The sequence below is a fragment of the Nocardioides islandensis genome, from assembly GCF_015352455.1.
Taxonomy (GTDB): domain Bacteria; phylum Actinomycetota; class Actinomycetes; order Propionibacteriales; family Nocardioidaceae; genus Nocardioides; species Nocardioides islandensis.
On the sequence record NZ_JADKPN010000015.1, the window covers coordinates 67,068 to 89,533 of the forward strand.

Annotated in this window: 23 protein-coding genes; 12 read left to right on the plus strand and 11 right to left on the minus strand. The window is 72.1% G+C overall.

The genetic code is table 11. The features are described from left to right. Genes ISU07_RS20015 through ISU07_RS20025 form a run of 3 tightly spaced genes read right to left on the minus strand, consistent with a single transcriptional unit; the run spans position 1 to position 2,982 of the window. Positions 1–906 (minus strand): ABC transporter permease subunit, encoded by a 906-nt coding sequence (locus tag ISU07_RS20015; RefSeq protein ID WP_194708602.1) that lies wholly within the window; start codon positions 904–906, stop codon positions 1–3. Next, on the minus strand, positions 899–1,813 hold the full coding sequence (locus ISU07_RS20020; RefSeq protein WP_194708603.1) for an ABC transporter ATP-binding protein: 915 nt from the start codon (positions 1,811–1,813) through the stop codon (positions 899–901). Before ISU07_RS20020 ends, ISU07_RS20015 begins: the two co-directional genes overlap by 8 nt. Positions 1,814–1,818: 5 nt before the next feature. Continuing rightward, complete coding sequence (locus ISU07_RS20025; RefSeq protein WP_194708604.1) at positions 1,819–2,982, minus strand: glycosyltransferase; 1,164 nt, start codon at positions 2,980–2,982, stop codon at positions 1,819–1,821. A gap of 23 nt (positions 2,983–3,005) precedes the next feature. Here ISU07_RS20025 and ISU07_RS20030 point away from each other — a divergent pair, with 23 nt between their 5' ends. The 5 genes from ISU07_RS20030 (at position 3,006) to ISU07_RS20050 (ending at position 5,894) form a co-directional block, all read left to right on the plus strand. After that, complete coding sequence (locus ISU07_RS20030; protein WP_194708605.1) at positions 3,006–3,962, plus strand: asparaginase; 957 nt, start codon at positions 3,006–3,008, stop codon at positions 3,960–3,962. A 129-nt stretch (positions 3,963–4,091) separates the two neighbouring features. Further along, positions 4,092–4,514: a helix-turn-helix domain-containing protein gene (locus ISU07_RS20035; RefSeq protein WP_194708606.1), complete on the plus strand. Its 423-nt coding sequence runs from the start codon at positions 4,092–4,094 to the stop codon at positions 4,512–4,514. Positions 4,515–4,540: 26 nt separating this feature from the next. Then, the gene (locus ISU07_RS20040) at positions 4,541–5,158 is read left to right on the plus strand and encodes a hypothetical protein (protein ID WP_194708607.1); all 618 of its coding nucleotides are present in this window, start codon (positions 4,541–4,543) and stop codon (positions 5,156–5,158) included. A gap of 80 nt (positions 5,159–5,238) precedes the next feature. Further along, positions 5,239–5,526, plus strand: coding sequence for a DUF2516 family protein (locus ISU07_RS20045; protein WP_194708608.1), 288 nt, complete (start codon positions 5,239–5,241; stop codon positions 5,524–5,526). Between the two features lie 29 nt (positions 5,527–5,555). After that, the gene (locus ISU07_RS20050) at positions 5,556–5,894 is read left to right on the plus strand and encodes a phosphomannose isomerase type II C-terminal cupin domain (RefSeq protein WP_194708609.1); all 339 of its coding nucleotides are present in this window, start codon (positions 5,556–5,558) and stop codon (positions 5,892–5,894) included. Here ISU07_RS20050 and ISU07_RS20055 read toward each other — a convergent pair. Both ISU07_RS20055 and rfbB read right to left on the minus strand, forming a co-directional pair. Then, the gene (locus ISU07_RS20055) at positions 5,882–7,300 is read right to left on the minus strand and encodes a sugar nucleotide-binding protein (RefSeq protein ID WP_194708610.1); all 1,419 of its coding nucleotides are present in this window, start codon (positions 7,298–7,300) and stop codon (positions 5,882–5,884) included. The two genes, ISU07_RS20050 and ISU07_RS20055, sit on opposite strands and share 13 nt — an antisense overlap. Then, entirely contained in the window at positions 7,297–8,292 is a 996-nt protein-coding gene (gene rfbB, locus ISU07_RS20060) for a dTDP-glucose 4,6-dehydratase (RefSeq protein WP_194708611.1), read from the minus strand. Before rfbB ends, ISU07_RS20055 begins: the two co-directional genes overlap by 4 nt. A gap of 25 nt (positions 8,293–8,317) precedes the next feature. Here rfbB and rfbA point away from each other — a divergent pair, with 25 nt between their 5' ends. Beyond that, a complete protein-coding gene (gene rfbA / locus ISU07_RS20065) occupies positions 8,318–9,184 on the plus strand; it encodes a glucose-1-phosphate thymidylyltransferase RfbA (RefSeq protein ID WP_194708612.1) in 867 nt (288 codons plus the stop codon). A gap of 625 nt (positions 9,185–9,809) precedes the next feature. Here the strand turns inward: rfbA and gmd are convergent. Next, entirely contained in the window at positions 9,810–10,787 is a 978-nt protein-coding gene (gmd, locus tag ISU07_RS20070; RefSeq protein WP_194708613.1) for a GDP-mannose 4,6-dehydratase, read from the minus strand. 36 nt (positions 10,788–10,823) lie between these two features. On the opposite strand from gmd, the gene galE reads away from it, so the two are divergent. Both galE and ISU07_RS20080 read left to right on the plus strand, forming a co-directional pair. Then, entirely contained in the window at positions 10,824–11,831 is a 1,008-nt protein-coding gene (gene galE / locus ISU07_RS20075) for a UDP-glucose 4-epimerase GalE (protein ID WP_194708614.1), read from the plus strand. Continuing rightward, a complete protein-coding gene (locus tag ISU07_RS20080; protein WP_323742726.1) occupies positions 11,828–12,601 on the plus strand; it encodes an N-acetylmuramoyl-L-alanine amidase in 774 nt (257 codons plus the stop codon). The genes galE and ISU07_RS20080 overlap by 4 nt, the downstream gene beginning before the upstream one ends. A gap of 1 nt (position 12,602) precedes the next feature. On the opposite strand, the gene ISU07_RS20085 is transcribed toward ISU07_RS20080, so the two are convergent. The 4 genes from ISU07_RS20085 to ISU07_RS20100 all read right to left on the minus strand — a co-directional run bounded on the left by ISU07_RS20085 (position 12,603) and on the right by ISU07_RS20100 (position 17,726). After that, positions 12,603–13,709 (minus strand): glycosyltransferase, encoded by a 1,107-nt coding sequence (locus tag ISU07_RS20085; RefSeq protein ID WP_194708615.1) that lies wholly within the window; start codon positions 13,707–13,709, stop codon positions 12,603–12,605. A gap of 56 nt (positions 13,710–13,765) precedes the next feature. Beyond that, the gene (locus tag ISU07_RS20090) at positions 13,766–15,223 is read right to left on the minus strand and encodes a sugar transferase (RefSeq protein WP_228522260.1); all 1,458 of its coding nucleotides are present in this window, start codon (positions 15,221–15,223) and stop codon (positions 13,766–13,768) included. A gap of 290 nt (positions 15,224–15,513) precedes the next feature. Further along, positions 15,514–16,605 carry a MauE/DoxX family redox-associated membrane protein gene (locus ISU07_RS20095; protein WP_194708616.1) on the minus strand — a complete coding sequence of 364 codons (1,092 nt, stop codon included), beginning with the start codon at positions 16,603–16,605 and terminating at the stop codon, positions 15,514–15,516. Further along, positions 16,602–17,726, minus strand: coding sequence for an adenylate kinase family protein (locus tag ISU07_RS20100; RefSeq protein ID WP_194708617.1), 1,125 nt, complete (start codon positions 17,724–17,726; stop codon positions 16,602–16,604). The genes ISU07_RS20095 and ISU07_RS20100 overlap by 4 nt, the downstream gene beginning before the upstream one ends. A gap of 52 nt (positions 17,727–17,778) precedes the next feature. Here ISU07_RS20100 and ISU07_RS20105 point away from each other — a divergent pair, with 52 nt between their 5' ends. The 4 genes from ISU07_RS20105 to ISU07_RS20120 all read left to right on the plus strand — a co-directional run bounded on the left by ISU07_RS20105 (position 17,779) and on the right by ISU07_RS20120 (position 21,099). Continuing rightward, complete coding sequence (locus ISU07_RS20105) at positions 17,779–18,948, plus strand: acyl-CoA dehydrogenase family protein (protein WP_194708618.1); 1,170 nt, start codon at positions 17,779–17,781, stop codon at positions 18,946–18,948. 89 nt (positions 18,949–19,037) lie between these two features. Further along, positions 19,038–19,901 (plus strand): dihydropteroate synthase, encoded by an 864-nt coding sequence (folP, locus tag ISU07_RS20110; protein ID WP_194708619.1) that lies wholly within the window; start codon positions 19,038–19,040, stop codon positions 19,899–19,901. Between the two features lie 11 nt (positions 19,902–19,912). After that, entirely contained in the window at positions 19,913–20,443 is a 531-nt protein-coding gene (locus ISU07_RS20115; RefSeq protein ID WP_323742727.1) for a class III extradiol ring-cleavage dioxygenase family protein, read from the plus strand. Continuing rightward, entirely contained in the window at positions 20,440–21,099 is a 660-nt protein-coding gene (locus ISU07_RS20120) for a dihydrofolate reductase family protein (protein ID WP_194708621.1), read from the plus strand. The genes ISU07_RS20115 and ISU07_RS20120 overlap by 4 nt, the downstream gene beginning before the upstream one ends. Here ISU07_RS20120 and ISU07_RS20125 read toward each other — a convergent pair. Next, entirely contained in the window at positions 21,093–22,451 is a 1,359-nt protein-coding gene (locus ISU07_RS20125) for a hypothetical protein (protein ID WP_194708622.1), read from the minus strand. The two genes, ISU07_RS20120 and ISU07_RS20125, sit on opposite strands and share 7 nt — an antisense overlap. Positions 22,452–22,466 lie beyond the last annotated feature (15 nt).

Below are 22,466 nucleotides of genomic sequence, written 5' to 3' on the forward strand. Positions count from 1 at the left end.
TCACCGCCCGGCCAGTCGCCGGTACCGGACGAGCAGCGCCCCGAGACTGACCAGGGCGAGGGCGACCATCACGCCGAAGTACGCCGCCTGGAGGCCGCCCCCGGTGGGCGGGGTCAGCACGCGCTCGTCGGTGAGCGCGCCCATCGCGCCGCGGTACAGGGAGTACGGCGAGAACAGCCCGGCCACCTCGCCGATGCGCGGCCGGCTCTGCTCCTCGGAGATGCCCTGCACCGCGGTGACGACGCCGTTGCCCAGCAGCAGCACGGCGATCGTGGCCACGACCGCGAACCCGCGGCGCACCGACACCGACGCGATCAGGCCGCTGATGCCGGTGAGCCCCGTCGCCAGCAGCACGGCGAGCAGCGCGGCCTTCAGCGCCGCGGCGGTCTGCTCGCCGAAGTCGAGCTCGCCGAGCACGGCGCCGAGGTACAGCGCGAGGATCGGGGTCAGCAGGAAGACCAGGGTGGCCGCCAGCAGCGAGGCCCAGCGCGCCACGGCGTACGCCGTCGAGGGCAGCGGCCGCGCGAGGTACAGCGCGATGGTGCCGTGCCGCAGGTCGCGCGAGAACAGCACCGGGGCCTGGGCCGCCACGAAGATCGAGAGCAGGACCTGGGTGCGCGAGGCGTACGCCGCGTAGCCCAGCGGCAGCTCGTCGAGGTGGATGAACACCAGGACCCCGACGATGATCACCACGGGCAGCAGGTTGATGCCGAGCAGCAGGAACGGCAGCACCTTCGACCGGCCCGACCGGCCCAGCCCGAAGGCGTTGCGGAACCCCTCGACGAACAGCGCCCAGGCGATCGCGCCGAGGCCGTTGCGCGGGCCGTCGTAGGGGCGGTATCCGAGGTCGTAGATGGCACCGCTGACCGGGCCCCGGCCGCCACCGGAGGGAACAGGGTCAGCCATCGGCGAACACGTCCTCGATGCGGCGGTGGTCCGCCTGGATCCGCACCAGCCCGACGCCGAGGTCGAGGGCGGTGTCCCGGATCAGGTCGTGGACGTCGTGCGGGGAGTCGGGGTCGGGGTCGAGGGCGAGCAGGCCGCCGCGCGGGTGGACGGGCACGCCGGCCGCGGCGAGCGCCTGCCCCATCCGGGCCTGCGCGTCCTGGCCGAGCACCTCGACGAGGAGGGTGCCGGTGGCGTTGAGGAACTCGCGGGTCTCCGAGGACCGCAGCAGCCGGCCCGAGTCGAGGATCACGACGTGGTCGCTGACCCGCTCGAGCTCGCCGAGCAGGTGCGAGGTGACCAGCACCGAAATGCCGAAGTCGTCGCCGACCCGCTGCACCAGCCCGAGCATGTCGTCGCGGGCCGCCGGGTCGAGTCCGTTGGTCGGCTCGTCGAGCAGCACCAGCCGCGGGTCGTGGGCCAGCGCCTGGGCGAGCTTGGCCCGCTGCTTCATGCCCGTCGAGTAGCCGCCCATCGGCCGGTACCGCTCCTCGGCGAGGCCGACGTGCCGCAGCACCTCCGCAGCCCGCTCGCGCGCGGCCACCCGCGGCAGGCCCGACATCATGCCGAGGTGCACGACGAAGTCGCTGGCGCTGACGTCCGGCGGGAGGCAGTCGTGCTCCGGCAGGTACCCCACCCGCCCGCGGATCTCGGCGGACTCCGTCGCGACGTCGAGCCCCAGCACCTGCGACGAGCCGGACGTCGGCATCACCAGGCCCAGCAGGATCTTGATGAGCGTCGACTTGCCGGCCCCGTTGGCGCCGACCAGGCCGGTGATGCCGGGGCCGATGTCGAGGGTCAGGTCTGCGAGCGCGACGACCGAGCCGTAGTCCTTCGTCAGGCCACGGGTCGAGATGACCGGCTCCACACCCGTCACCCTACGAGGGACTCGAGCAGGCGGACGGCATCCGACGCCGGCGGCAGGTCCGCGATCGACCGCGCCACGCCCCGCGCCCCTTCGGCGTACGACGCGTCGGCCAGGAGGGTGCTCAAGGCATCGGCGGCCCTGGCGGGCGATCCGGGGCCCATCGGCACGGCGATCCCCGCGCCGCTGGCCGCGACGTGGAGCCCGTTGGCGAGCTGGTCGCTGGTGAAGATCGGCATCACGACCTGCGGCACTCCGGCGGCCAGCGCGCCCATCGTCGTGCCGAAGCCGCCGTGCCCGACCATCGCCGCGGAGTGCGCGAGCGCGTCGGCCTGCGGCCACCACGGCACGACGCACGCGTTCGCCGGCAGCGGTCCGAGCCCGTCGATGTCCAGCCTGCGCCCGACCGTCATCAGCACCCTCGCCCGGATCCCGGCCAGCGCGTCCAGGGCCTCGCGGTAGAGCCCGGCGAACGGCGGCAGCGAGGCCGTCACCGAGCCGAAGGTCACGTAGACCAGCGGCAGGTCCGGGTCGCCCCACGGCTCGGGGAGCGGGCCGTCCCCGACGGCCGGCGCCGGGTCACGGAACCGGTGCACGCCGGCGAGCGCGTCCCCGACCGCGTCGTCGAGGTCGGCCGGGACGGTGCTGAGGACGACCTCGGCGGCCTGGGCCGACGAGCAGGTGCCCTCCGGCAGCCCGACCAGGCGGTCGAGCTCCAGCAGGGGTTCGAGGACCGCCTCGGCGAACCTCGTGACGATCTCGTGCATCCCGATGCAGACGTGCGCGTGCGGCAGCCCGGCACCCTCCGCCGCGGCCAGCGAGGCCAGCTCGGCGGACTCCCGGACGACGACGTCGGGCCGCCAGCGCTCGATGGTCTCCACGACCCCTGGGAGCCCGGCCTGGGCGTCGATGCGGCCGAACACCTCGCGCACGACCGTGTCGTCCGCCTCCTCGAACGGCAGCGACGGGAGCCGCCCCATGACCGGCCCGATGAGCTCGGGCGGCGCGTCGGCGAAGGGCTCGTGCACGACCCCCGCACGCTCCAGCGCCGCGGCGTACGACGCCGGCGCGGCCACGCGCACCTCGTGCCCGGCCGCGGCCGTCGCCCGCAGGAACGGGACGAGCGGGCCGAAGTGACCGTCGTTGGCAGTGGTGGCGAAGAGTGCCCGCATCCGGCGACGCTAGCGTTGCGGTCATGTCCCAGCCAGTGGTCGCCGAGATCGTCCGGTCGGGGTTCGTGGAGGGCCACCACCACGGCGCCGTCGTGGCGCTCGCAGCCGACGGCTCGGTCGACTGGTCGGTCGGCGACGTCGCGTCTCCCGTGCTCCCGCGCTCGTGCAACAAGCCCCTTCAGGCGCTCGGCATGGTGCGGATGGGCCTGGACCTCGAGCCCGAGCTGCTGGCCCTGGCCTGCGCGTCGCACTCGGGCGAGGACTTCCACGTCGAGGGCGTCCGCCGCATCCTCGCTCAGGCAGGTCTCGACGAGTCCGCGCTGCAGACGCCCCCGGACTACCCGCTCGACGACGAGGCGCGGGACGCGGTCATCCGCGCCGGCGGGTCGAGGCTGCCGGTGCTGATGAACTGCTCGGGCAAGCACGCCGCGATGCTGCTCACCTGCGTGGCGAACGGGTGGGACACCGCGACCTACCGCGAGCCGGACCACCCGCTCCAGGTGGGCATCCGCGTGTTCTTCGCCGAGCTCACCGGCGAACCCGTCGAGGTCGTCGCGGTCGACGGCTGCGGCGCCCCGCTGCTGTCGGCGTCGCTGACCGGCCTCGCCCGCGGGTTCCAGGCACTCGCGGTGGCCGAGGACGGCCCCGAACGACGGGTGGCCGACGCGATCCGGCAGCACCCGGCGTACGTCTCGGGCACGACCCGCGACGAGCTGACCCTCCTCAGCGCGATCCCGGGCGCGATCGGGAAGGCGGGTGCGGAGGCGTGCTACGCCGTGGCGCTGGCCGACGGTCGCGCGTTCGCGCTCAAGGCCGACGACGGGTACCCCCGGGTGCGGCCGGTCCTGATGGGTGCCGCGCTGCGCCGGAGCAAGGTCGACACCGAGCCCGGCGTCGACACCGACGCCGTCCGGGGGACCGGCCGGGTCGAGCTGCTCGGCGGCGGCGTACCCGTGGGTGAGATCCGCGCGACGTTCTGAGTGCTAGCAGGCGGCTACCTGAGGGTCGCCTCTGTTTCCCGGGTATTTACGGGCATTCCGAGGCACTGGTGACTCGAATCACGTGCCCAGGGTTTGAATTTGCTAACACCTGTTAGCAAGGATGGGGGTATGGCAAGGACCAAGGTGGGGCGGACGGTCGGCTCGCTCACCAACCAGCTGGGCGACCAGCTGGGCGAGTACCTGAGGGAGCAGCGCACCGCGTCGCGGCTCACCCTCCGGCAGCTCGCCGACCAGGTCGGCGTCTCCAACCCGTACCTGAGCCAGATCGAGCGCGGGCTGCGCCGGCCCTCGGCCGAGGTCCTCCAGCAGCTGGCCAAGGCGCTCCGTGTCTCTGCGGAGCAGCTCTACATCCGTGCGGGGATCGTCAGTCCCGAGGTCGGCAACAGCTCCGTGGAGCTCGCCGTCCTCGACGACCCCGCGCTCACCGAGCGCCAGAAGCAGACGTTGCTCGACGTGTACTCCTCGTTCATCGCCCAGAACGTCGTCTCGAACGACCTGGTGAACGACGTGCTCGCCGGTCCGAACGACTGAAACCCACCCACAAGAAGGAGCACGACATGCCGAAGACCACGTTCGACATCACCACCATCCAGACCGAGGCCCAGAAGTCCGCGCAGCGCGCGTTCCACGCCGGCGTCGGCGTCACCGACCTCGCGGTCGAGGTCGTCCGCGACTACGCGGCCGGGGCCCAGAAGCGCCTCCTCGAGGTGCAGAAGAGCGTCACCACCTTCGACCCGAAGGCCGCTCGCAAGCAGGCCGCCAAGGACGCGAAGGCCCGTCGCACCGCCATCGAGAAGCGCGTGGCCGAGCTGCGTGCCGAGGCCGTCGAGGTCCCGACCCTGGTCCAGAAGACGATCGGCGCCACCACCGCCACCGCCACCGAGGCGTACGGCGACCTGGTGAAGCGCGGCGAGACCCTGGTCCGCCGCATCCGCCGCCAGAAGTCCACCCAGGACACGGTGGCCGCCGCCGAGACCACGGTCGCCAAGGCCAAGACCACCCGGACCCAGGCGACCACGGCCGCCAAGAAGTCCACCACCGCCGCCAAGAAGGCGTCGGCCACCAAGCGCACCGCCGCGAAGTCGAGCGCCAAGGCCACCCGTACCTCGGCCAAGAAGACCGTCTCCGCCGGCTCGCGCGCCCTCGCCGACGCCGCCAAGAAGATCGGCGACTGACCACCTAGTCCAACGGACAACCGGCCCCCGGGACGCTTCGGCGCCCCGGGGGCCGGCCGCTTTCCAGGTACCCTGAGCCCATGAACCCGTTCGCCGTCGAGGGGATGACCATGCTGGTCATCGACATCGTGCTGCTCGCGGTGAAGATCTACGCCTTCGTCACCGCGCTGAGGTACTCCGACGAGGCGTACCGCGCGGCGGGCAAGCTGAACAAGATGGCCTGGACGGTCATCCTCGGGCTCGGTGTGGCGGCCCAGGTGGTGCTCGCCGGCTCGCCGCTGAACTTCATCAATCTGGCCATGACGGTCGCGGCGCTGGTCTACCTTGCTGATGTCAAGCCTGCTCTCAGCGCGCTCACGCGACGCTGAGGATCCGACCAGCAACGGGGACGACAGACATGGAATCCGACCAGCGGCCCTGGGGTGCGTGGTACGTGCTCGACCGCGGTGACGGCTACCAGGTCAAGCGCATCGTCGTGACGCCCGGCCAGCGCCTCTCGTACCAGACCCACCGCCACCGCGCGGAGCACTGGACCGTCGTGACCGGCACCGCCACCTGCACCGTCGACGGCGAGACCGTCGAGGTGAAGACCGGCGGCTGCGTCGAGGTCGGCGTGGGTGTCCCGCACCGCATCGCGAACCTGCACGACGACGAGCTGGTGATCATCGAGGTCCAGCGCGGCGAGTACCTCGGCGAGGACGACATCTGCCGCCTCGAGGACGACTACGGCCGCTGAGCGGGCTGGCTCGCGCAGTACGCCGCGAGCTGCTCCAGGTGGTCGCCCGGCGTGAAGCCGGTCGCCTCGATCTTCGACAGGTCCAGCGTGCCGTTGGCCGGCCGCGGTGAGATGCCCTCGCGCCCGCCGACGTACTCCTCGGTCGTCACCGGCGTGACGTCCTCCGGCGCCCGCCCGCTGAGCCGGTAGACCTCCCTGGCCAGGTCGCACCACGAGGTGACCCGGCCGGCGCCCTGCACGTTGTAGATGCCGAACGGGGCGCCCCGGTCGACCAGGTGCCTCGTCGCGCGCGACAGGTCGGGGGTGAACGTCAGCCGGCCGACCTGGTCGTCGACCACGGTCGGCGAGACGCCGTCGCCGGCGAGCTTCTGCATGGTGCGCACGAAGTTGTGGCCGTCGCCGATCACCCACGACGTGCGCAGGATGTAGTGCCGCGGCGCGGTGGCGACGGCGATGTCGCCGGCCGCCTTGGTCTGGGCGTACACGCCCAGCGGGGAGTACCGCTCGTCCTCGGTGTGCACCTCGGCGGTGCCGTCGAACACGTAGTCGGTGGAGTAGTGCACCAGCGTGATCCGGTGCTCGGCGGCGATGCGCGCCAGCGTGGCCGGGGCGGCGGCGTTCGCGGCCCAGGCCGCTGCGCGTCCCTCCGTCGTCTCCGCCTTGTCGACCGCGGTGTACGCCGCGGCGTTGAGCACCAGGGCGTACTCGTGCCACGGGAACGCCTCGACCTCGACGGAGTCGGACACGTCGAGCACGTCGACGCCGGGACCGGCGACCATGTCGACCAGGTCGGCGTCGGGGAAGTCGGCCCGGAGCGCGCGACCGAGCTGGCCGAGGGCGCCGATGATGAGCGTCCTGAGCGGCTTCATCGGCACGACTTCGGCCATCCGCGGCGTGCTCAGGTCCTTCTCGGAGATCTCCGACTCGGCGAGCGGGATCGGCCAGTCGATGGCGACGGTCTCGTCGGCCAGGTTGAGGGCGGGGTACGCCGTGCCGGGACGCCAGTGCTCGTTGACGAGGTAGGAGTACGTCGTCGCGTCCTCCAGCGTCTGGTAGCTGTTGCCGACGCCGCGCGGCACGAACACCGCGGTGTGCGGGTCCATCTCGATCGTGAAGACCGTGCCGAACGTCGCGCCCTCGCGCATGTCGACCCAGGCGCCGAAGACGCGGCCGGTGAGGATCGAGACGAACTTGTCCCACGGCTCGGTGTGGATGCCGCGCGTCGCGCCACGCGCCGTGTTGAACGAGACGTTGTGCTGCACCGGCCCGAAGTCGGGCAGGCCGAGGTCGACCATCTTCTCCCGCTGCCAGTTCTCCTTGAACCAGCCGCGGCTGTCCTCGCGGACGTCGAGCCGGAGCACGACGAGCCCCGGGATCGGCGTGACCTCCAGGGCGAGGTCGCTCATGCCTGCCCCTTGGCGGCGTACGCCGCCTCGGTCGCCTCCTTGTGCGGGCGCCACCAGGCCTCGTTGGCCTGGTACCACTCGATCGTGGCGGCGAGGCCGGCCTCGAAGTCCTGGAACTTCGGCTGCCAGCCGAGCTGCTGGCGCAGCTTGCCGGACTCGATGGCGTAGCGGCGGTCGTGCCCGGCGCGGTCGGTCACGTGGTCGAAGTCGTCCTCGGGACGGCCGAAGTGCTTGAGGATCATCCGCACGACGTCGAGGTTCGTCTGCTCGCCGTCGGCGCCGACGAGGTAGGTCTCGCCGATGGTGCCCTTCTCGAGGATCGTCCAGACCGCGCTGGAGTGGTCGTCGGCGTGGATCCAGTCGCGGACGTTCAGCCCGTCGCCGTACAGCTTCGGCCGGCCGCCCATGATCACGTTGGTGATCTGGCGGGGGATGAACTTCTCGATGTGCTGCCAGGGCCCGTAGTTGTTGGAGCAGTTGGAGATCGTCGCCCGCACGCCGAAGCTGCGCACCCACGCGCGCACCAGGTGGTCCGAGCCGGCCTTGGAGGCGGAGTACGGCGAGGACGGGTTGTACGGCGTGTCCTCGGTGAACCGCTTCGGGTCGTCGAGGTCGAGGTCGCCGTACACCTCGTCGGTCGAGACGTGGTGCAGCCGCGTGCCGGCCTTGCGCACCGCCTCGAGGATCGTGAACGTGCCGAGGATGTTGGTCTTGATGAAGGGGCTCGGGTCGTTCAGCGAGTTGTCGTTGTGGGACTCCGCGGCGTAGTGCACGACCGCGTCGTGCTGCGCGACCAGGGGCTCGACCACGTCGCCGTCGGCGACGTCGCCGACGACCAGCTCGACGCGGTCCAGGCCGTCGATGGCCTCCCGCGTGGCGGCGTACGTGAGCTTGTCGAGCACCGTGATCCGGGCGTCGGTGTTGGCGACCAGGTAGTGCACGAAGTTGGAGCCGATGAAGCCGGCACCACCGGTCACGAGCAGGCGAGACATGCGCGTCATCCTAGGATGGCCGCTCATGAAGGGGATCATCCTGGCCGGCGGCACGGGCTCACGCCTGCACCCGATCACCCAAGGGATCAGCAAGCAGCTGATGCCCGTGTACGACAAACCGATGATCTACTACCCGATCTCGACGCTGATGCTGGCCGGGATCCGCGACATCCTGGTGATCACCACGCCCCACGAGGCCGACGGGTTCGTGCGGCTGCTCGGGGACGGCTCGAGGTTCGGGATCAACCTCAGCTACGCCCAGCAGCCCAGCCCCGACGGGCTGGCCCAGGCGTTCATCATCGGCGAGCACCACATCGGCGACGACCCGGCCGCCCTGGTGCTCGGCGACAACATCTTCTACGGCAGCGGGCTGGGCTCCCAGCTCACCCGGTTCAGCGACCTCGACGGCGCCGCGGTCTTCGGCTACCGCGTGGCCGACCCGACGGCGTACGGCGTCGTGGAGTTCGACGAGTCGTTCCGCGCGGTGTCGCTGGAGGAGAAGCCCGACGAGCCCAAGAGCGACTACGCCGTGCCCGGGCTGTACTTCTACTCCAACGACGTCGTCGAGTACGCCAAGGACCTCAAGCCGTCCGCGCGCGGCGAGCTCGAGATCACCGACCTCAACCGGATCTACCTCGAGCAGGGCCGGCTCTTCGTCGAGGTGCTGCCGCGAGGTACGGCCTGGCTCGACACCGGCACCTTCGACTCCCTCAACGACGCCTCCAACTTCGTGCGCACCATCGAGGGCCGCCAGGGCACCAAGATCGGCGCTCCCGAAGAGGTCGCCTGGCGCCAGGGCTTCCTCTCCGACGACGAGCTCGTCGAGGTCGCCCAGCCGCTGCTGAAGTCGGGGTACGGGATGTACCTGATGGAGCTCCTGAGACACCACTGACCGTTGCACGGTGGTCGAGCCGCGAGGCCGGCCACGGCGCTTCATGGTGGTCGAGCCGTGAGGCCGGCCACGGCCGAGCGTGTCGAGACCGCGTAACGGTCACGGGGTCTCGACACGGGCTCGCCCAGGGGCTCGCCCGGCTCGACCAGCGTGGTGTGCGCGACCACAGGTACGGCGCTGCATGGTGGTCGAGCCGTGAGGCCGGCCACGGCGCTTCATGGTGGTCGAGCCGTGAGGCCGGCCACGGCCGAGCGTGTCGAGACCCCGGAACCGTCACGAGGGTCTCGACACGGGCTCGCCCAGGGGCTCGCCCGGCTCGACCAGCATGGGGTGCGCGACCACAGGTACGGCGCTGCATGAGACCCAGGAAGCGTCACGGGGGTCTCGACACGGGCTCGCCCAGGGGCTCGCCCGGCTCGACCAGCATGGGGTGCGCGACCACAGGGACGGCGCTGCATGAGACCCAGGAAGCGTCACGGGGGTCTCGACACGGGCTCGCCCAGGGGCTCGCCCGGCTCGACCAGCATGGGGTGCGCGGCCACAGGTACGGCGTTGCATGAGACCCAGGAAGCGTTACGGGGTCTCGACACGGGCTCGCCCAGGGGCTCGCCCGGCTCGACCAGCATTACCGGCGGGACTGCTCCTTGAGGTCGTTCTCGACCATCATGGAGACCAGCTCGACGAACCCGACCTGGGGCTTCCAGGCGAGGCGCTCACGGGCCCTGGTGGCGTCGCCGACCAGCTCGTGGACCTCGGCGGGGCGGCGGAACTCCTCCGACAGCCGCACGTACCTGGCCCAGTCGTCGATCCCGACGTGGGCGAAGGCCGCCTCGACGAACTCGCGCACGGAGTGGGTCTCGCCGGTGGCGATGACGTAGTCGTCGGGCTGCTCCTGCTGGAGCATCAGCCACATCGCCTCGACGTAGTCGCCGGCGTAGCCCCAGTCGCGGCGGGCGTCGAGGTTGCCCAGCACCAGCTCGTCCTGGAGGCCGAGGTGGATGCGGGCGACCGCTCGGGTGATCTTGCGGGTCACGAACTCCGGCCCGCGGCGCGGCGACTCGTGGTTGAAGAGGATCCCCGACGAGGCGTGCATGCCGTAGGACTCGCGGTAGTTGACGGTCATGTGGTGGCCGAAGGCCTTGGCCACGCCGTACGGCGACCGGGGCCACAGCCGCGTCGTCTCCCGCTGCGGCACCTCCTGGGCCTTGCCGAACATCTCCGAGCTGGAGGCCTGGTAGAAGCGCACCGCGGACGGGTCGTCGCCTCCGTGCAGCCGCACGGCCTCGAGCACCGTCAGCACGCCCTTGCCGGTGACGTCGGTGGTCAGCGCGGCGTTCTGCCAGGAGTACGCCACGAAGCTGATCGCGCCGAGGTTGTAGACCTCGTCGGGCTGCGACTCCCGTACGGCGCGCACCACGCTGGACATGTCGGTGAGGTCGCCGGTGTGCAGCCGTACCTCCGGCACCAGTGCCTGCACGACCTCGCGGCGCGGGTTGTTCTGGCCGCGGATCAGGCCGTGGACGTCGTACCCCTTCGCCAGCAGCAGCTCGGCCAGGTACAGACCGTCCTGGCCGGTGATGCCGGTGACGAGGGCTGAGGGCATGCGGGGATTCTGCCAGTCACTTACTAACCTGACGGCATGAAGGTTCTGGTCACCGGAGGCGCGGGGTACATCGGCTCGACGACGGCGAAGGCGCTCGAGGAGGCCGGCCACACGCCCGTCATCCTCGACTCGCTGCTGACCGGGCCGCAGGTCTTCGTGGGCGACCGCATCTTCTACGAGGGCGACATCGCCGACCGGGCGCTGCTGGCGCGCGTCGTCGACGAGCACCCGGACATCGACGCGACCATCCACATGGCCGCCCGGATCATCGTGCCGGAGTCGGTGGAGCAGCCTTACGAGTACTACCGCGACAACGTCGCCAAGTCCCTCGAGCTGTTCGACACCCTCCACCACCTGGGCAAGAACCGCGTCCTGTTCTCCAGCTCCGCGTCCCTGTACGCCGCGCCCGCCGAGGGCTTCGAGGTCCGGGAGGAGGACGCCCTCGACCCGCCGTCGCCGTACGCCCGCACCAAGTGGATGATGGAGCAGGTCCTCCAGGACCTGGCGGCCGCCACCGACCTGCGTGCGATCATCCTGCGCTACTTCAACCCGATCGGGTCCGACCCCGACCTCACCACGGGTGTGTACGCGAAGGAGCCCAGCCACGTGCTCGGCCAGCTCGTCCGCGCCGCCCGGGGCCAGCAGGACGCCTTCACCATCACCGGCACCGAGCACCCCACGCCCGACGGCACCGGCATCCGCGACTACGTGCACGTCTGGGACGTCGCGCGGGCGCACGTCCAGACGGTCGAGGCGTTCGACGAGGTGATCGCGAAGGTGGGCGAGCCCAGCGTCGTCATGAACATCGGCCGTGGCGAGGGCGTCTCCGTGCGCGAGCTGATCGCCGCATTCGAGCGCGTCTTCGGCCGCTCGGTGCCGACCCGCGAGGCGCCGCCGCGTCCGGGCGACGCCGTCGGCGCGTACGCCAACGTCGACCGCATCGCCGAGCTCGTCGGCTGGCGGGCCGAGGAGTCGATCGACGACGCCATCGCCTCGGCGCTGGCCTGGAGCGAGAAGCGGCACGAGATCCTGGGCTACGAGTGACCCGTCGGTTCGCCGTGGCCATGCTCACGGCGGCGGTCCTCCTGGTGCTCGTCCCGAGCGCCGGTGACGCCGCGCCCGACCGCGTCGACCTCATCCCGCCGCTGGCGGGCAGGGTGGTCGTCGTCGACCCTGGCCACCAGCTCGGCAACCACAACTTCCCGGGCCGGATCCACCGGCTGGTGCCGGCGGGCGGCTTCCGCAAGCCGTGCAACATGACGGGGACGGCGACCAACGGCGGCTACCCCGAGGCCAGCCTCACGTGGGACGTCGCCCTCCGCCTGCGCGAGCAGCTGCGGGCCCTCGGCGCCACCGTCCTGCTGACGCGGCACGGCAACCGTCAGGACGAGTGGGGTCCGTGCGTCGACGCCCGCGGCCGGGCCGGCAACCTCGAGCGGGCCGACCTCAAGCTCAGCATCCACGCCGACGGCTCCTTCGCACGCGGCGCGCACGGCTTCCACGTGATCATGCCGCCCGACCGCCGCCCGTGGACCCACGACATCTACCAGGCCTCGCGGCGCCTGGCCCTCGTCACGCGTGAGGCCCTGGTCGAGCGCGGCCTGCACCGTGCGACGTACGTCGCCGGCGGTGTCGGCCTCGACGTGCGCCGCGACCTCGGCACCCTCAACCTGTCCGACGTGCCGACCGTGATGGTCGAGCTCGGCAACATGCGCGACCGCGGCGATGCGGCGATGATGACGCGGCCCGGTGGCCGCGCGCACTACGCCCGGGCGCTGGGCCTGGCCGTCCGCCGGTTCCTCGACGACCGCTGACTCAGGTCGCCGACGCGAGCTGTGCGTCGACCTCGGCGACGATCGCGTCGCGGAACTGCTCCTCGCCGAACTGCTGGGCGTGCTTCTCGATGGCCTCGGGGTCCCATTCGATGGCCCGTTCGCGATGGACGGCGTCGACGATGTCCGCAGCCTCCGGCCGCTCGAGGAAGAGACCCGTGATGCCCTCGGCGACCGTGTCGAGATAGCCACCCCGCCGCAGTGCGAGGGTCGGCTTGCCGAACGCGCCGGCCTCGAGCGGGGTCAGTCCGAAGTCCTCGATGCTGGGCGCCAGGAGGGCCGTGCAGCTCGCGTAGGCCCAGCGGAGCTCGGCGTCGCTGACCCCGCCCACGAGCGCGACGTTGGCCGGCATCGCTGCCCGCAGGCGCTGCTCGTCGGGCCCCTGGCCGATGATCAGCAGGCGCTCGTCCGGGAGGCCGGCGAACGCCGCCACGGCCTTGTCGACGTTCTTGTAGGGCAGCAGTCGGGAGACGAGCAGGTGGAACCCGGGAGGGAACGGGCCGACCGGCGCCTGGGGGCCGGCGCCGGTGACCGTGGCCGGCGGGAAGAGCACCGGCGCTTCGCGACCGTACGTCGCCTCGATGCGGTCGCGGACGACGGTGGAGTTGGCGAGGTACCGATCGTGGCGGGCCGCCGCCTTCCGGTCCCAGCGTCGCAGCGCCGGGCTGAGCGCGCGCAGCCCCAGGGCGGGCACGGTGAGGGCCCGGGCGTCCCCGACGTACTCCTCGGCCTGGTAGAGCCAGCGCGCGGGGTTGTGGCAGTAGACGACCGTCCGGCCGCGGAAGTCGAACCCGTGGGCCCACCCGGAGGTCGACACCACGGTCACGTCCGCGTCGACCACCATCCGCCCGGCGGCGGCCGCCAGCACCGGGAGACCCAGCCGGTGGTGGCGACGGAGCACGGACACGTGGTTCAGGGGGGACGTCACGACCGGGATGTCACGGAACTCCGGGAACGTCTCCTCGGCGTCGTACAGCAGCGTGTGCACCGTTGCCTCGGGGAAGGCGCGGTGCAGCGCCAGCACGACCCGCTCGGCGCCTCCGCGCTGAGTGAGGTAGTCGTGCGCGATGGCCACCCGCGGACGCGTCACCCAGGAATCCTGGCACGCCAGGCGTCACGGGGTCCGGCGAACCGGCACGTCGGGCGTCAGTAGGCGCCGCGGGAGCTCAGCACCGCCGACACCGTGCGCGCCAGGATGTTGAGGTCCTGCACCATCGACCAGTTGTCGACGTAGTAGAGGTCGAGGCGGACGGTCTCGTCCCAGCTGAGGTCCGAGCGCCCGGAGACCTGCCACAGGCCGGTCATGCCGGGACGGACCCGCAGTCGACGGCGCATGTCGGTGCCGTAGCTGGCCGCCTCGTGCGGGAGCGGCGGGCGCGGGCCGACCAGGCTCATCTGGCCACGCAGGACGTTCCAGAGCTGCGGGAGCTCGTCGAGCGAGAGCCGGCGGATCAGCCGCCCGGGCCGGGTGACGCGCGGGTCGTCGACCAGCTTGAACAGCACCGAGCTGCGCTCGTGGTTGACCTCGAGGTCGGTGAGCCGCTGCTCGGCGTCGACGACCATGCTGCGGAACTTCAGGCAGCTGAACACGCGCCCGTCGCGACCGACCCGGGTCTGGCGGAACAGGACCGGGCCGCCGTCGTGGAACTTCACCGCGACCGCGACGGCCAGCAGGACGGGGCTGATCAGCGCGAGGATGCCGAGCGAGCCGAGGAAGTCGAACGCGCGCTTGGCCCAGTGCGAGGCCTGCACCGTGCGCGGGGCGTCGACGTGCACGAGCGGCAGCCCGGCCACCGGGCGCACCTTGAGGCGCTCGCTGGAGATGTCGGAGAGGCTGGGGACCACGATCGCGCGGACCGACTGGCCCTCGAGGTCCCACATGGCGCGGCGCAGGTCGTGGGCGCTGTTGAAGGCTCCGTCGACGAAGATCACCACGTCGGCCTTGGCGCCCTCGATCGCGGCGGCCATGTCCTCGGTCGAGCCCAGGACCGGGATGCCGGCGGGCGTCTCGACCTGCTCCGAACCGGGCGTGATGAGCGCGCCGAGCACCGTGTAGCCGAGCCACGACTCGCGGCGCAGGACTGCGGCGAGGTCGTCGATGTGGCGCGGGTTGCCCGCGATGACCACGCCTTCGCGGAGGTGCCCGTGGCGGCGGGTGTGCTGGATCGACCGGCGCAGCGCGAGTCGCCACAGCAGCAGGAGCGGCACGCCGATGGCGAAGGCCAGCAGGAAGAACCCGCGGGAGAGGTTGAAGCGGGTGAGGAAGCAGCCGATGCCGAGCAGGCCCGCGCTCAGCAGCGAGGCCTTGAGGACCAGCTTGTACTCCTCGGTCCCGGCGCCGAAGATGTCGCGCGTGTAGGCGCCGACCCCGAGCAGCATGCTGACCCAGCCGAACAGCAGCGGGCCGGCGGCGATGCTGACCGCGTCGGCCACGTCGGCGCTCGGGTTGAAGAACGTGAGCTGCTGGCGGCCGATCATCGCGATGATGACGGCGATCGAGAGCGTGGCGATGTCGCCGATCGCGGCCGCGAGCGGGATCAGCCGTGCGGACTGCGATGGCTGCGTGCGCGCCATCCTGCCGACGGCATGGTCGAGCAAGGTCATGATTGTCCCCCCGAACAATGCGGCGCCGCCCCCAGCAGCGCCACCCCCTCGACGGCACCACGCAACGACCCCGTGAAGGATTGTGCTCCCCCCCGGGGAGATACGAAAGCCGAAGACGAAAAACGTCGGCAAATGTCCGGACCGGACGGTGTGACCGCGGACACGTCTCCTCCTCTCGTTCGGGCTCGTCGACGAGCCCGACCGAGGGAGAACGTCGGGGTCAAGGGTAGGTGTGTCGCAGGACCCCCGTCCGCGGTTCCGACAAGTCCGGGACGTGGCGTGGACGACGCTCAGTGCTGGTGGTCGTGGTCGTTCTCGATGGGGTGCCCGTGCCCGTGCCCGTGGCCGTGATCGTGATCGTGACCGTGTGGGTCGGCCTCGTAGTAGACGACCTGGCCGGGTGCCTCGTCGACCGCGGCCAGCTCGGCGACGATGTCGGCGACGAACTCCGTCACGGCGATCGAGCCGGCCACCGGACCGCCGGCCAGCAGGCCGTCCGCACCGAGCAGGACGGCTGCGGGGCGGCCGGTCGGCGCGAAGGTGTGGGTGGCGCCGTCCTCGACGTCGAACCAGGCGGGGACGCCCGGGGCGGTGACGTTCGCCGGCAGGGTGTCCAGCTCGGCGGTGTACACCGTCTGGATCTGGACCGGGCCCAGGTCGGCGCTCCACTCCGGCAGCCTGGCCGCGACGTCGACGCAGGAGCCGCAGCTCGGCGACAGGAAGACCAGCAGCTGGGGGCGGGCGTCGGCGAGCTCGCGCAGCGTCGTCCGGCGGCCCTCGGAGTCGGTCAGTAGCGCGAACGGGATCGGCTGCCGGTCGTAGTCGAGCAGGTCCTCGTCCGCGGTGGCGGCGGGTCCGGGCGCCTGGCGACCCACGACGAGCACGCCCGCGGCGGTCACGGCGAGCGCCATCAGCAGCCACGCGGCGTCCGCACCGGAGAGGTCGCGCACGACCGTGGGCACCCCCTCGCCGGAGGCCCCGAACGCGGTCGCCAGACCGGCGAGCACCAGCAGCACTGAGTTCCGGGCCAGGGTCGTGCCGGTGACGCGGTCGTCGCCGACCGCCCCGAAGCACCCGCAGTCGACGTCGTCTCCGCGGCGCAGGACGAGCAGCACCAGGACCCAGTACGCCGCGAACAGCGCGGTGGTCGCCCCGGCGACGACGGCCAGTGGCCACGACCAGGTGACGAGCAGCAGCAGGGCCAGCCCGGCCTCGACGTACGGGAGCGAGCCGACGACGGCGTCGCCGCGCAGGGCCCGCGGCACCGAGAGCGCCGTGAAGGCGTCGCGGGTGCCGGCCGGGTCGCGGGCCTTCGCGACCCCGCTGAGGGCGAGGACGACGCTGCACGCCAGGGGCGCGAGCACCAGCGCGACGGCGGTCACGCGCCGATCATGCCAGCCGGCTCCGAGTCCCCGCGGACGATGAGCCCTTCTCCCTCCAGCCGGTCCAGCGCCTGCTCGACGAGCGCGACCGCCTCGGGATGGGTGCCGTGGGCCAGCTCCGCGACGGCCACCAGCTCCGCCGGCGTCCGGGGCGACTCGAGCTCCAGCCAGACGGTGGCCATCAGGTTCGCGAGACGGACCGCGCGGCCGTGGCGGAGCACGAGCACGTCGTGGTCGAGCACGAGCGCGTCGACCCACTCCGACCGCGCGACCCGTCCGGGGGGCACGTCGATCGCCACGAAGTTGCCCGTGTAGCGGCGGCCCGGGTGCCGGACGGGCGCGGACGCGGTCTCCGGCGGCACGTCCTCGGCCAGCAGGGCGACCAGGTCGTCGACGTGGTCGGCGATCTCGGCGTACTCGAGGGCGAACACGCCGCCCACGGACTCGACCAGCCGGAGCAGCGTGGTGAGTGGGTCCGGTACGTCGCCGAGGGAGGAGGACTGGGCGATCAGCTCGAGCAGCCCCTCCACCGGGTCCAGGTGGACCAGGCCGTGGGGAGCCGGCCCGCCGCGACGGAGCACGACGATCCGAGCCAGCCGGCCGGCGTGCGGCGTCGGCAGCAGCCCGAGGTCGTCGGGCGACAGCTGGAGCTTCTGGCCCGCCTTCGTGGGGTCCGCCATCACCGAGAGCGGCTTGGCGTGCGGGTGCACGGTGCCGTCCACCTCCAGCGACACCGTCTCGTCGGAGAGGTAGTCGAGGCGCTCCGCGAGCACGCGGGTGGCCGTCGTCTTGCCGGTGCCCGACCCGGCGACCAGGGCGAGCACCCGGCCGTCCCGGTCGGCCAGGCCGCCGGCGTGCAGGTTGAAGCGGTTCCCGACGGTGGCCTGGAGCGCGGCCAGGGTGACCTGGGTGGTCAGCGTGTAGTCGTGGGCCTCCTGGAGCTCCGGCGGCCCGTCCAGGGCCTGCACCGTCCGCGCGGCCGGCCCGTCCTCGGCCGGGACGACGGCCCGCGACCACTGGTGCGCGAGCCGGGCCCGCGTCTCCTCGTCGGGCGACTCGATCGCGACCGTCACGCCCATGACGCGCACGTGCAGCGGTGGCACGGCGTCGGCGGAGGTCACGCGGCCATTGTGGCGGGCGCCCCGCCCCAGAGCGTGTCCTAGTGTGCGCCACATGGACCTGAGCCTGAGCGACGAGGAGCGCGAGATCCGTGACTGGGTCCGCACCTTCGTCACCCGCGAGATCATGCCGCTCGAGTCGACCGTGCTCGAGCGCGAGCGGCGCGGGGAGCGCGGGCTGAGGCGTGAGGAGCTCCGGGAGCTGCGCGACAAGGCCAAGCAGTCGGGGTTCTTCGGGGTGCAGACGCCCGAGGAGTACGGCGGGATGGCGCTCGGCGCGGTGATGACGGCGCTGATCGAGGTCGAGCTCGGCCGGTCGTTCGTGCCGTTCAGCTTCGGTGGCGACGCCGACAACATTCTCTACTCCGCCAACGACGAGCAGAAGCAGCGGTACCTGCTGCCCACGATCGCCGGCGACAAGATCAGCTGCTTCGCCATCACCGAGCCCGGAGCCGGGTCGGACGCGCGCAACATCCGCACCGCCGCCGTACGCGATGGCGACGAGTGGGTCATCAACGGTGAGAAGACGTTCATCACGTGGGGCGACGTCGCGGACTTCGTGATGGTCTTCGCCGTCACCGACAAGGAGAAAGGTGCCGACGGCGGCGTCACCTGCTTCGTGGTCGACCGGGAGGCCGGCTGGACCTCATCGCCGATCCCGACGATGGGGGAGTGGGGGCCGGCGTCCCTGAGCTTCCAGGACGTGCGCGTGCCGCACTCGGCGATCCTCGGCGAGGAGGGTCGTGGCTTCGAGCTGGCGATGCGGTGGATCGGCAAGGGCCGCTACATGCTGCCGGCGCGCGCCCTCGGCGCTTGTGAGCGCCTCGTCGAGATGGGCATGGAGCACGCGCGGCAGCGTGAGACGTTCGGCGAGCCCATCGCGAACCGCCAGGCGATCCAGTGGATGGTCGCGGACTCCGCGGTCGAGATCGAGGCGCTGCGCTGGCTGGTGCTGACCGCGGCCTGGCAGGTCGACCACGACATCGACTCGCGGCAGTCCCAGTCGATGGCCAAGCTGTACGGCGGCGTGAAGGCCAACGAGATCGTCGACCGCGTCCTGCAGATGCACGGCGGCATGGGCTACACCCGCGAGCTGCCGGTCGAGCGGTGGTACCGCGAGCTGCGCGTCCTGCGCATCTACGAGGGCACCGACGAGATCCAGCGCCGCACGATCGCCCGCAACCTGCTGTCCGGCCACGTGTCCGTGCGCGGCCACCTCGGCTGACGTCCCGCAGCCCGGTGCGCCGGCTCCGTTGCGGGGTCTCGTGACGGTCGCTGCGCGACCTCCTCGACCAGCGGTGACAGGATCGCGGCATGCAGATGCGCCTGGGCCGGCACACCTTCGGCCCGGACGACACGGTGATGATGGCGATCGTCAACCGCACCCGGGACTCGTTCTACGACCGCGGAGCGACCTTCGACGACGGGCCCGCGCAGGAGCGCGTGCACCGCGTGGTGCACGAGGGCGCGGAGATGATCGACATCGGCGGCGTACGTGCGGGGTACGGCGAGCAGGTCGACGCGGCCGAGGAGATCCGGCGGGTGGCTCCGTTCGTGGCGTGGGTGCGTGAGACGTACCCGGGCGTGGTCGTCAGCGTGGACACCTGGCGCTCGGAGGTGGCCCGCGAGGTCTGCCGGGCCGGCGCGGACGTGCTCAACGACGCGTGGGGCGGGCACGACCCGGCCCTGGTCGAGGTGGCGGCCGAGCACGACGCGGCCGTGATCTGCACGCACACCGGCGGGCTGGCGCCGCGCACCGACCCGTACCGGATCGAGTACGACGACGTGGTCGCCGACGCGATCGCCGAGACCACGCGGCTGGCCGAGCGGGCGCTCGCCGCGGGAGTGGCGCGGGAGTCGATCGTCATCGATCCCGCCCACGACTTCGGCAAGAACACCTTCCACTCGCTCGAGATCACCCGGCGGCTCGGCGAGATGGTGGCGACCGGCTGGCCCGTCCTGGTCTCCCTGTCCAACAAGGACTTCGTCGGCGAGACCCTCGACCTGCCGACGCAGCAGCGGCTCACCGGCACGCTCGCCGCGACGGCGATCTGCGCCCTCGCCGGCGCCCGCATCTACCGCGTCCACGAAGTGGTGGAGACCCGGGAGACCGTCGACATGGCCTGGTCGATCGCCGGCCGCCGGCTGCCGCGTCGCGCCATCCGAGGCATCCAGTGAGGGTCGCGCTCGTGCCGGGCGTGCTCGCCTTCCTGCCCGAGTACGCCGGGCAGGTCGACCCCGTCCCCGACGTCCGGGCCGCCGCCCTGGCGGCGGCCGCGTGGCTGGCCGAGGACGGGCCGGTCTCGGTGGTCGCCGACGAGCAGGGCGCCCGCGTCGGCCGCCACCTGCTGCGCGCCGTCGGGGCTGCGGAGGGTGAGGGCCCGGACAGGTCGACCGGGTACCTGGTCGTCGCCAACGGTTCCGCGCGCCGTACCGACACCGCGCCGGGGTACCTCGATGAGCGCGCCGTCCCGTACGACGCCGCGGTCGAGGCTGCCCTGCGCGCACCGGATCCGGACGCGCTGGCCGGCATCGACGTCGCGCTCGGGGCCGCGCTGCTCGTCGGGAACCCCGCCGCGCTGGTGCACCTCGGCACCCTCCTGCGCGGCGCGGGACCAGCCCTGGTGGACTATGCGGACGACCCCTACGGCGTCCAGTACTGGGTGATGCGGTGGGTGGTCACCGACCCAGGACACGTCTCGGAGGGAAGTGACGCATGAGGACCCTGCTCGGACCGGACGGCGACCTGCGGGAGGTGTACGCCGCCCCACGCACGCCCTGGCTGCGGGTCAACATGGTCTCGACCATCGACGGCGCGGCCAGCGGCGAGGACGGCCTGACCGGGTCGATCAACAACGACGCGGACCAGCGGGTCTTCCATCTCCTGCGCGAGCTGGCCGACGCGGTGGTCATCGGCGCCGGCACCGCGCGCGCCGAGGGCTACCCGCCCCTCGACCAGCCCGTCGTCGTGGTGTCGCGCTCGGGACGCCTGCCGGAGACGCTGCGCGGCGCCGCGCCCGGTCGGGTGCTGATGGCGACCGTCTCGGTCGCCACCGGGCTCGACGAGGCGCGCGACGTGCTCGGGACCGACAACGTGCTCGTGCTGGGCTCGCACCGCGTGGACCTGGCCGCGATGAAGCAGCAGCTGGTCGACCGCGGGTACGTTGACCTGCTCTGCGAGGGCGGCCCGCACCTGCTGCGCGACCTGCTCGACCAGGGCGTGGCCGACGAGGTCGCGTGCACCTACGTGCCGAAGATCGTCTCCGGCCTGCACCCGCGCATCACCGACGGCCCGCCCGTCGACGTCCCGCTCACCCTGCACTCGCTCGTCGAGGAGGAGGGCACGCTGCTCGGACGGTGGTTCACCCGTCAGTAGGCCACCCAGCGCGACGTCGTCAGGGTCCGCACCACGAGCACCACGTCGCCCTGGTCGTTGACGCGGCTGGTGCTGAGGTCGACGCAGGACTGCTCGCCCAGCGGCATCGCGCCGCGGCCGAGGCAGGCGGCCACGGGGTCGTAGTCGGAGCTCGGCCCGCTGGCGTGCCCGACAGTCAACGCGGCGGGGTCGGCCGACGGCTCGCCCGGGCCGCCGAACAGCGACGCGTCGTATCGGAGCTCGATGACGGCCGGGTCGGCGACGTTCGCCTCGAGCCCGGTCGCGTGCACCTTCATCGGGTGGCCGACCGTGCCCGGGACGTCGACGGCGGTCAGCGGCTCGATGGTCGTCCGCGTGTCGTTGCCGGAGACGGTCGGGATCCGGATCGAGGCCACCTGGGGGTGCGCCGGCGTGGTGGTCGTGCCCGATCCCGGCGTGGCCTGCACGACGAGCGGCGGGATGAGGAGGGCGCCGTTGCCGCCCGCATCCCCGCTGGTCTTCCCGTTGCCGAAGTACCGGCCCTGGATGTCGGTGACACCCTGACCGCGCTTGGCGATCCGCCCGCGGTTCACGAACGTCGGCGGCCGCTTGATGCCGGCCTTGGCTCCGGCCGCGAAGTCCCCGTCGTTGAGGACGACCAGCTTCCCGACGCCCGGTCCGAAGTAGTGCCGCTGGAGCATGAACGTGGTGCCGTTGTCGGCCAGCAGGCCGGACTCGTCCAGCATCCGGGCCCGGCCGTGCACGTCGACGAGGTACCGCGTCGACAGCCGGACCGGCTCGGCACCGCGCAGGTCGAGGGTGCCCTCGTCGCCGATCTCGAGGATCCCGGGCTTGCCGGAGTACGTCGACCCCGCGGGCTCGGTGGTCAGCACGGCGGGCGAGCCGCTCACCGACCAGTGCACGTCGAGGGTCCCGATCACGTGCAGCCGGCCACCGCCGCCGAGCGTGGCGCCGTCGAGCTCGATGACCGAGCCTCGCTTGGTGATCGAGCGGACGTCGTCCTGGTCGCCCCAGACGAAGAGGGCCGTGCCGGGGCTCAGCGTCAACCGCGCGCTCAGGCCGAGCTCGAGGAGGTTCAGGTCCAGGCGCGGCGTGGTCGCGTCGACCACCACGGCCGAGCCCTGCGGGATGCAGGCGTAGTCGCGGTTGCCCACGCCGGGCACCCGGCCCTTCGACCACTTCGTCGCGTCGGCCCAGGTGCCGGCGCCGCCGGCCCACAGGTTGACGTCGTACCCGCGCGCCGCCCAGCGGCACTCGGGTGCTGCCGCGTCGGACGACGCGGCCGGCAGCGCGACCAGGGCGACGGGCAGGAGAAGGGTCGTGAGCAGGCTGGTCCAGCGCGAGCGTGTCATCCCGGTCCCTCCCCG

Bases quoted from the DNA above. Each gene is read 5' to 3' on its own strand.
- ISU07_RS20015 (WP_194708602.1), bottom strand. From the start codon at position 906: ATGGCTGACCCTGTTCCCTCCGGTGGCGGCCGGGGCCCGGTCAGCGGT.
- ISU07_RS20025 (WP_194708604.1), bottom strand. From the start codon at position 2,982: ATGCGGGCACTCTTCGCCACCACTGCCAACGACGGTCACTTCGGCCCG.
- ISU07_RS20030 (WP_194708605.1), top strand. From the start codon at position 3,006: ATGTCCCAGCCAGTGGTCGCCGAGATCGTCCGGTCGGGGTTCGTGGAG.
- ISU07_RS20035 (WP_194708606.1), top strand. From the start codon at position 4,092: ATGGCAAGGACCAAGGTGGGGCGGACGGTCGGCTCGCTCACCAACCAG.
- ISU07_RS20040 (WP_194708607.1), top strand. From the start codon at position 4,541: ATGCCGAAGACCACGTTCGACATCACCACCATCCAGACCGAGGCCCAG.
- ISU07_RS20045 (WP_194708608.1), top strand. From the start codon at position 5,239: ATGAACCCGTTCGCCGTCGAGGGGATGACCATGCTGGTCATCGACATC.
- ISU07_RS20050 (WP_194708609.1), top strand. From the start codon at position 5,556: ATGGAATCCGACCAGCGGCCCTGGGGTGCGTGGTACGTGCTCGACCGC.
- ISU07_RS20055 (WP_194708610.1), bottom strand. From the start codon at position 7,300: ATGAGCGACCTCGCCCTGGAGGTCACGCCGATCCCGGGGCTCGTCGTG.
- rfbB (WP_194708611.1), bottom strand. From the start codon at position 8,292: ATGTCTCGCCTGCTCGTGACCGGTGGTGCCGGCTTCATCGGCTCCAAC.
- rfbA (WP_194708612.1), top strand. From the start codon at position 8,318: ATGAAGGGGATCATCCTGGCCGGCGGCACGGGCTCACGCCTGCACCCG.
- gmd (WP_194708613.1), bottom strand. From the start codon at position 10,787: ATGCCCTCAGCCCTCGTCACCGGCATCACCGGCCAGGACGGTCTGTAC.
- galE (WP_194708614.1), top strand. From the start codon at position 10,824: ATGAAGGTTCTGGTCACCGGAGGCGCGGGGTACATCGGCTCGACGACG.
- ISU07_RS20090 (WP_228522260.1), bottom strand. From the start codon at position 15,223: ATGACCTTGCTCGACCATGCCGTCGGCAGGATGGCGCGCACGCAGCCA.
- ISU07_RS20105 (WP_194708618.1), top strand. From the start codon at position 17,779: ATGGACCTGAGCCTGAGCGACGAGGAGCGCGAGATCCGTGACTGGGTC.
- folP (WP_194708619.1), top strand. From the start codon at position 19,038: ATGCAGATGCGCCTGGGCCGGCACACCTTCGGCCCGGACGACACGGTG.
- ISU07_RS20120 (WP_194708621.1), top strand. From the start codon at position 20,440: ATGAGGACCCTGCTCGGACCGGACGGCGACCTGCGGGAGGTGTACGCC.
- ISU07_RS20125 (WP_194708622.1), bottom strand. From the start codon at position 22,451: ATGACACGCTCGCGCTGGACCAGCCTGCTCACGACCCTTCTCCTGCCC.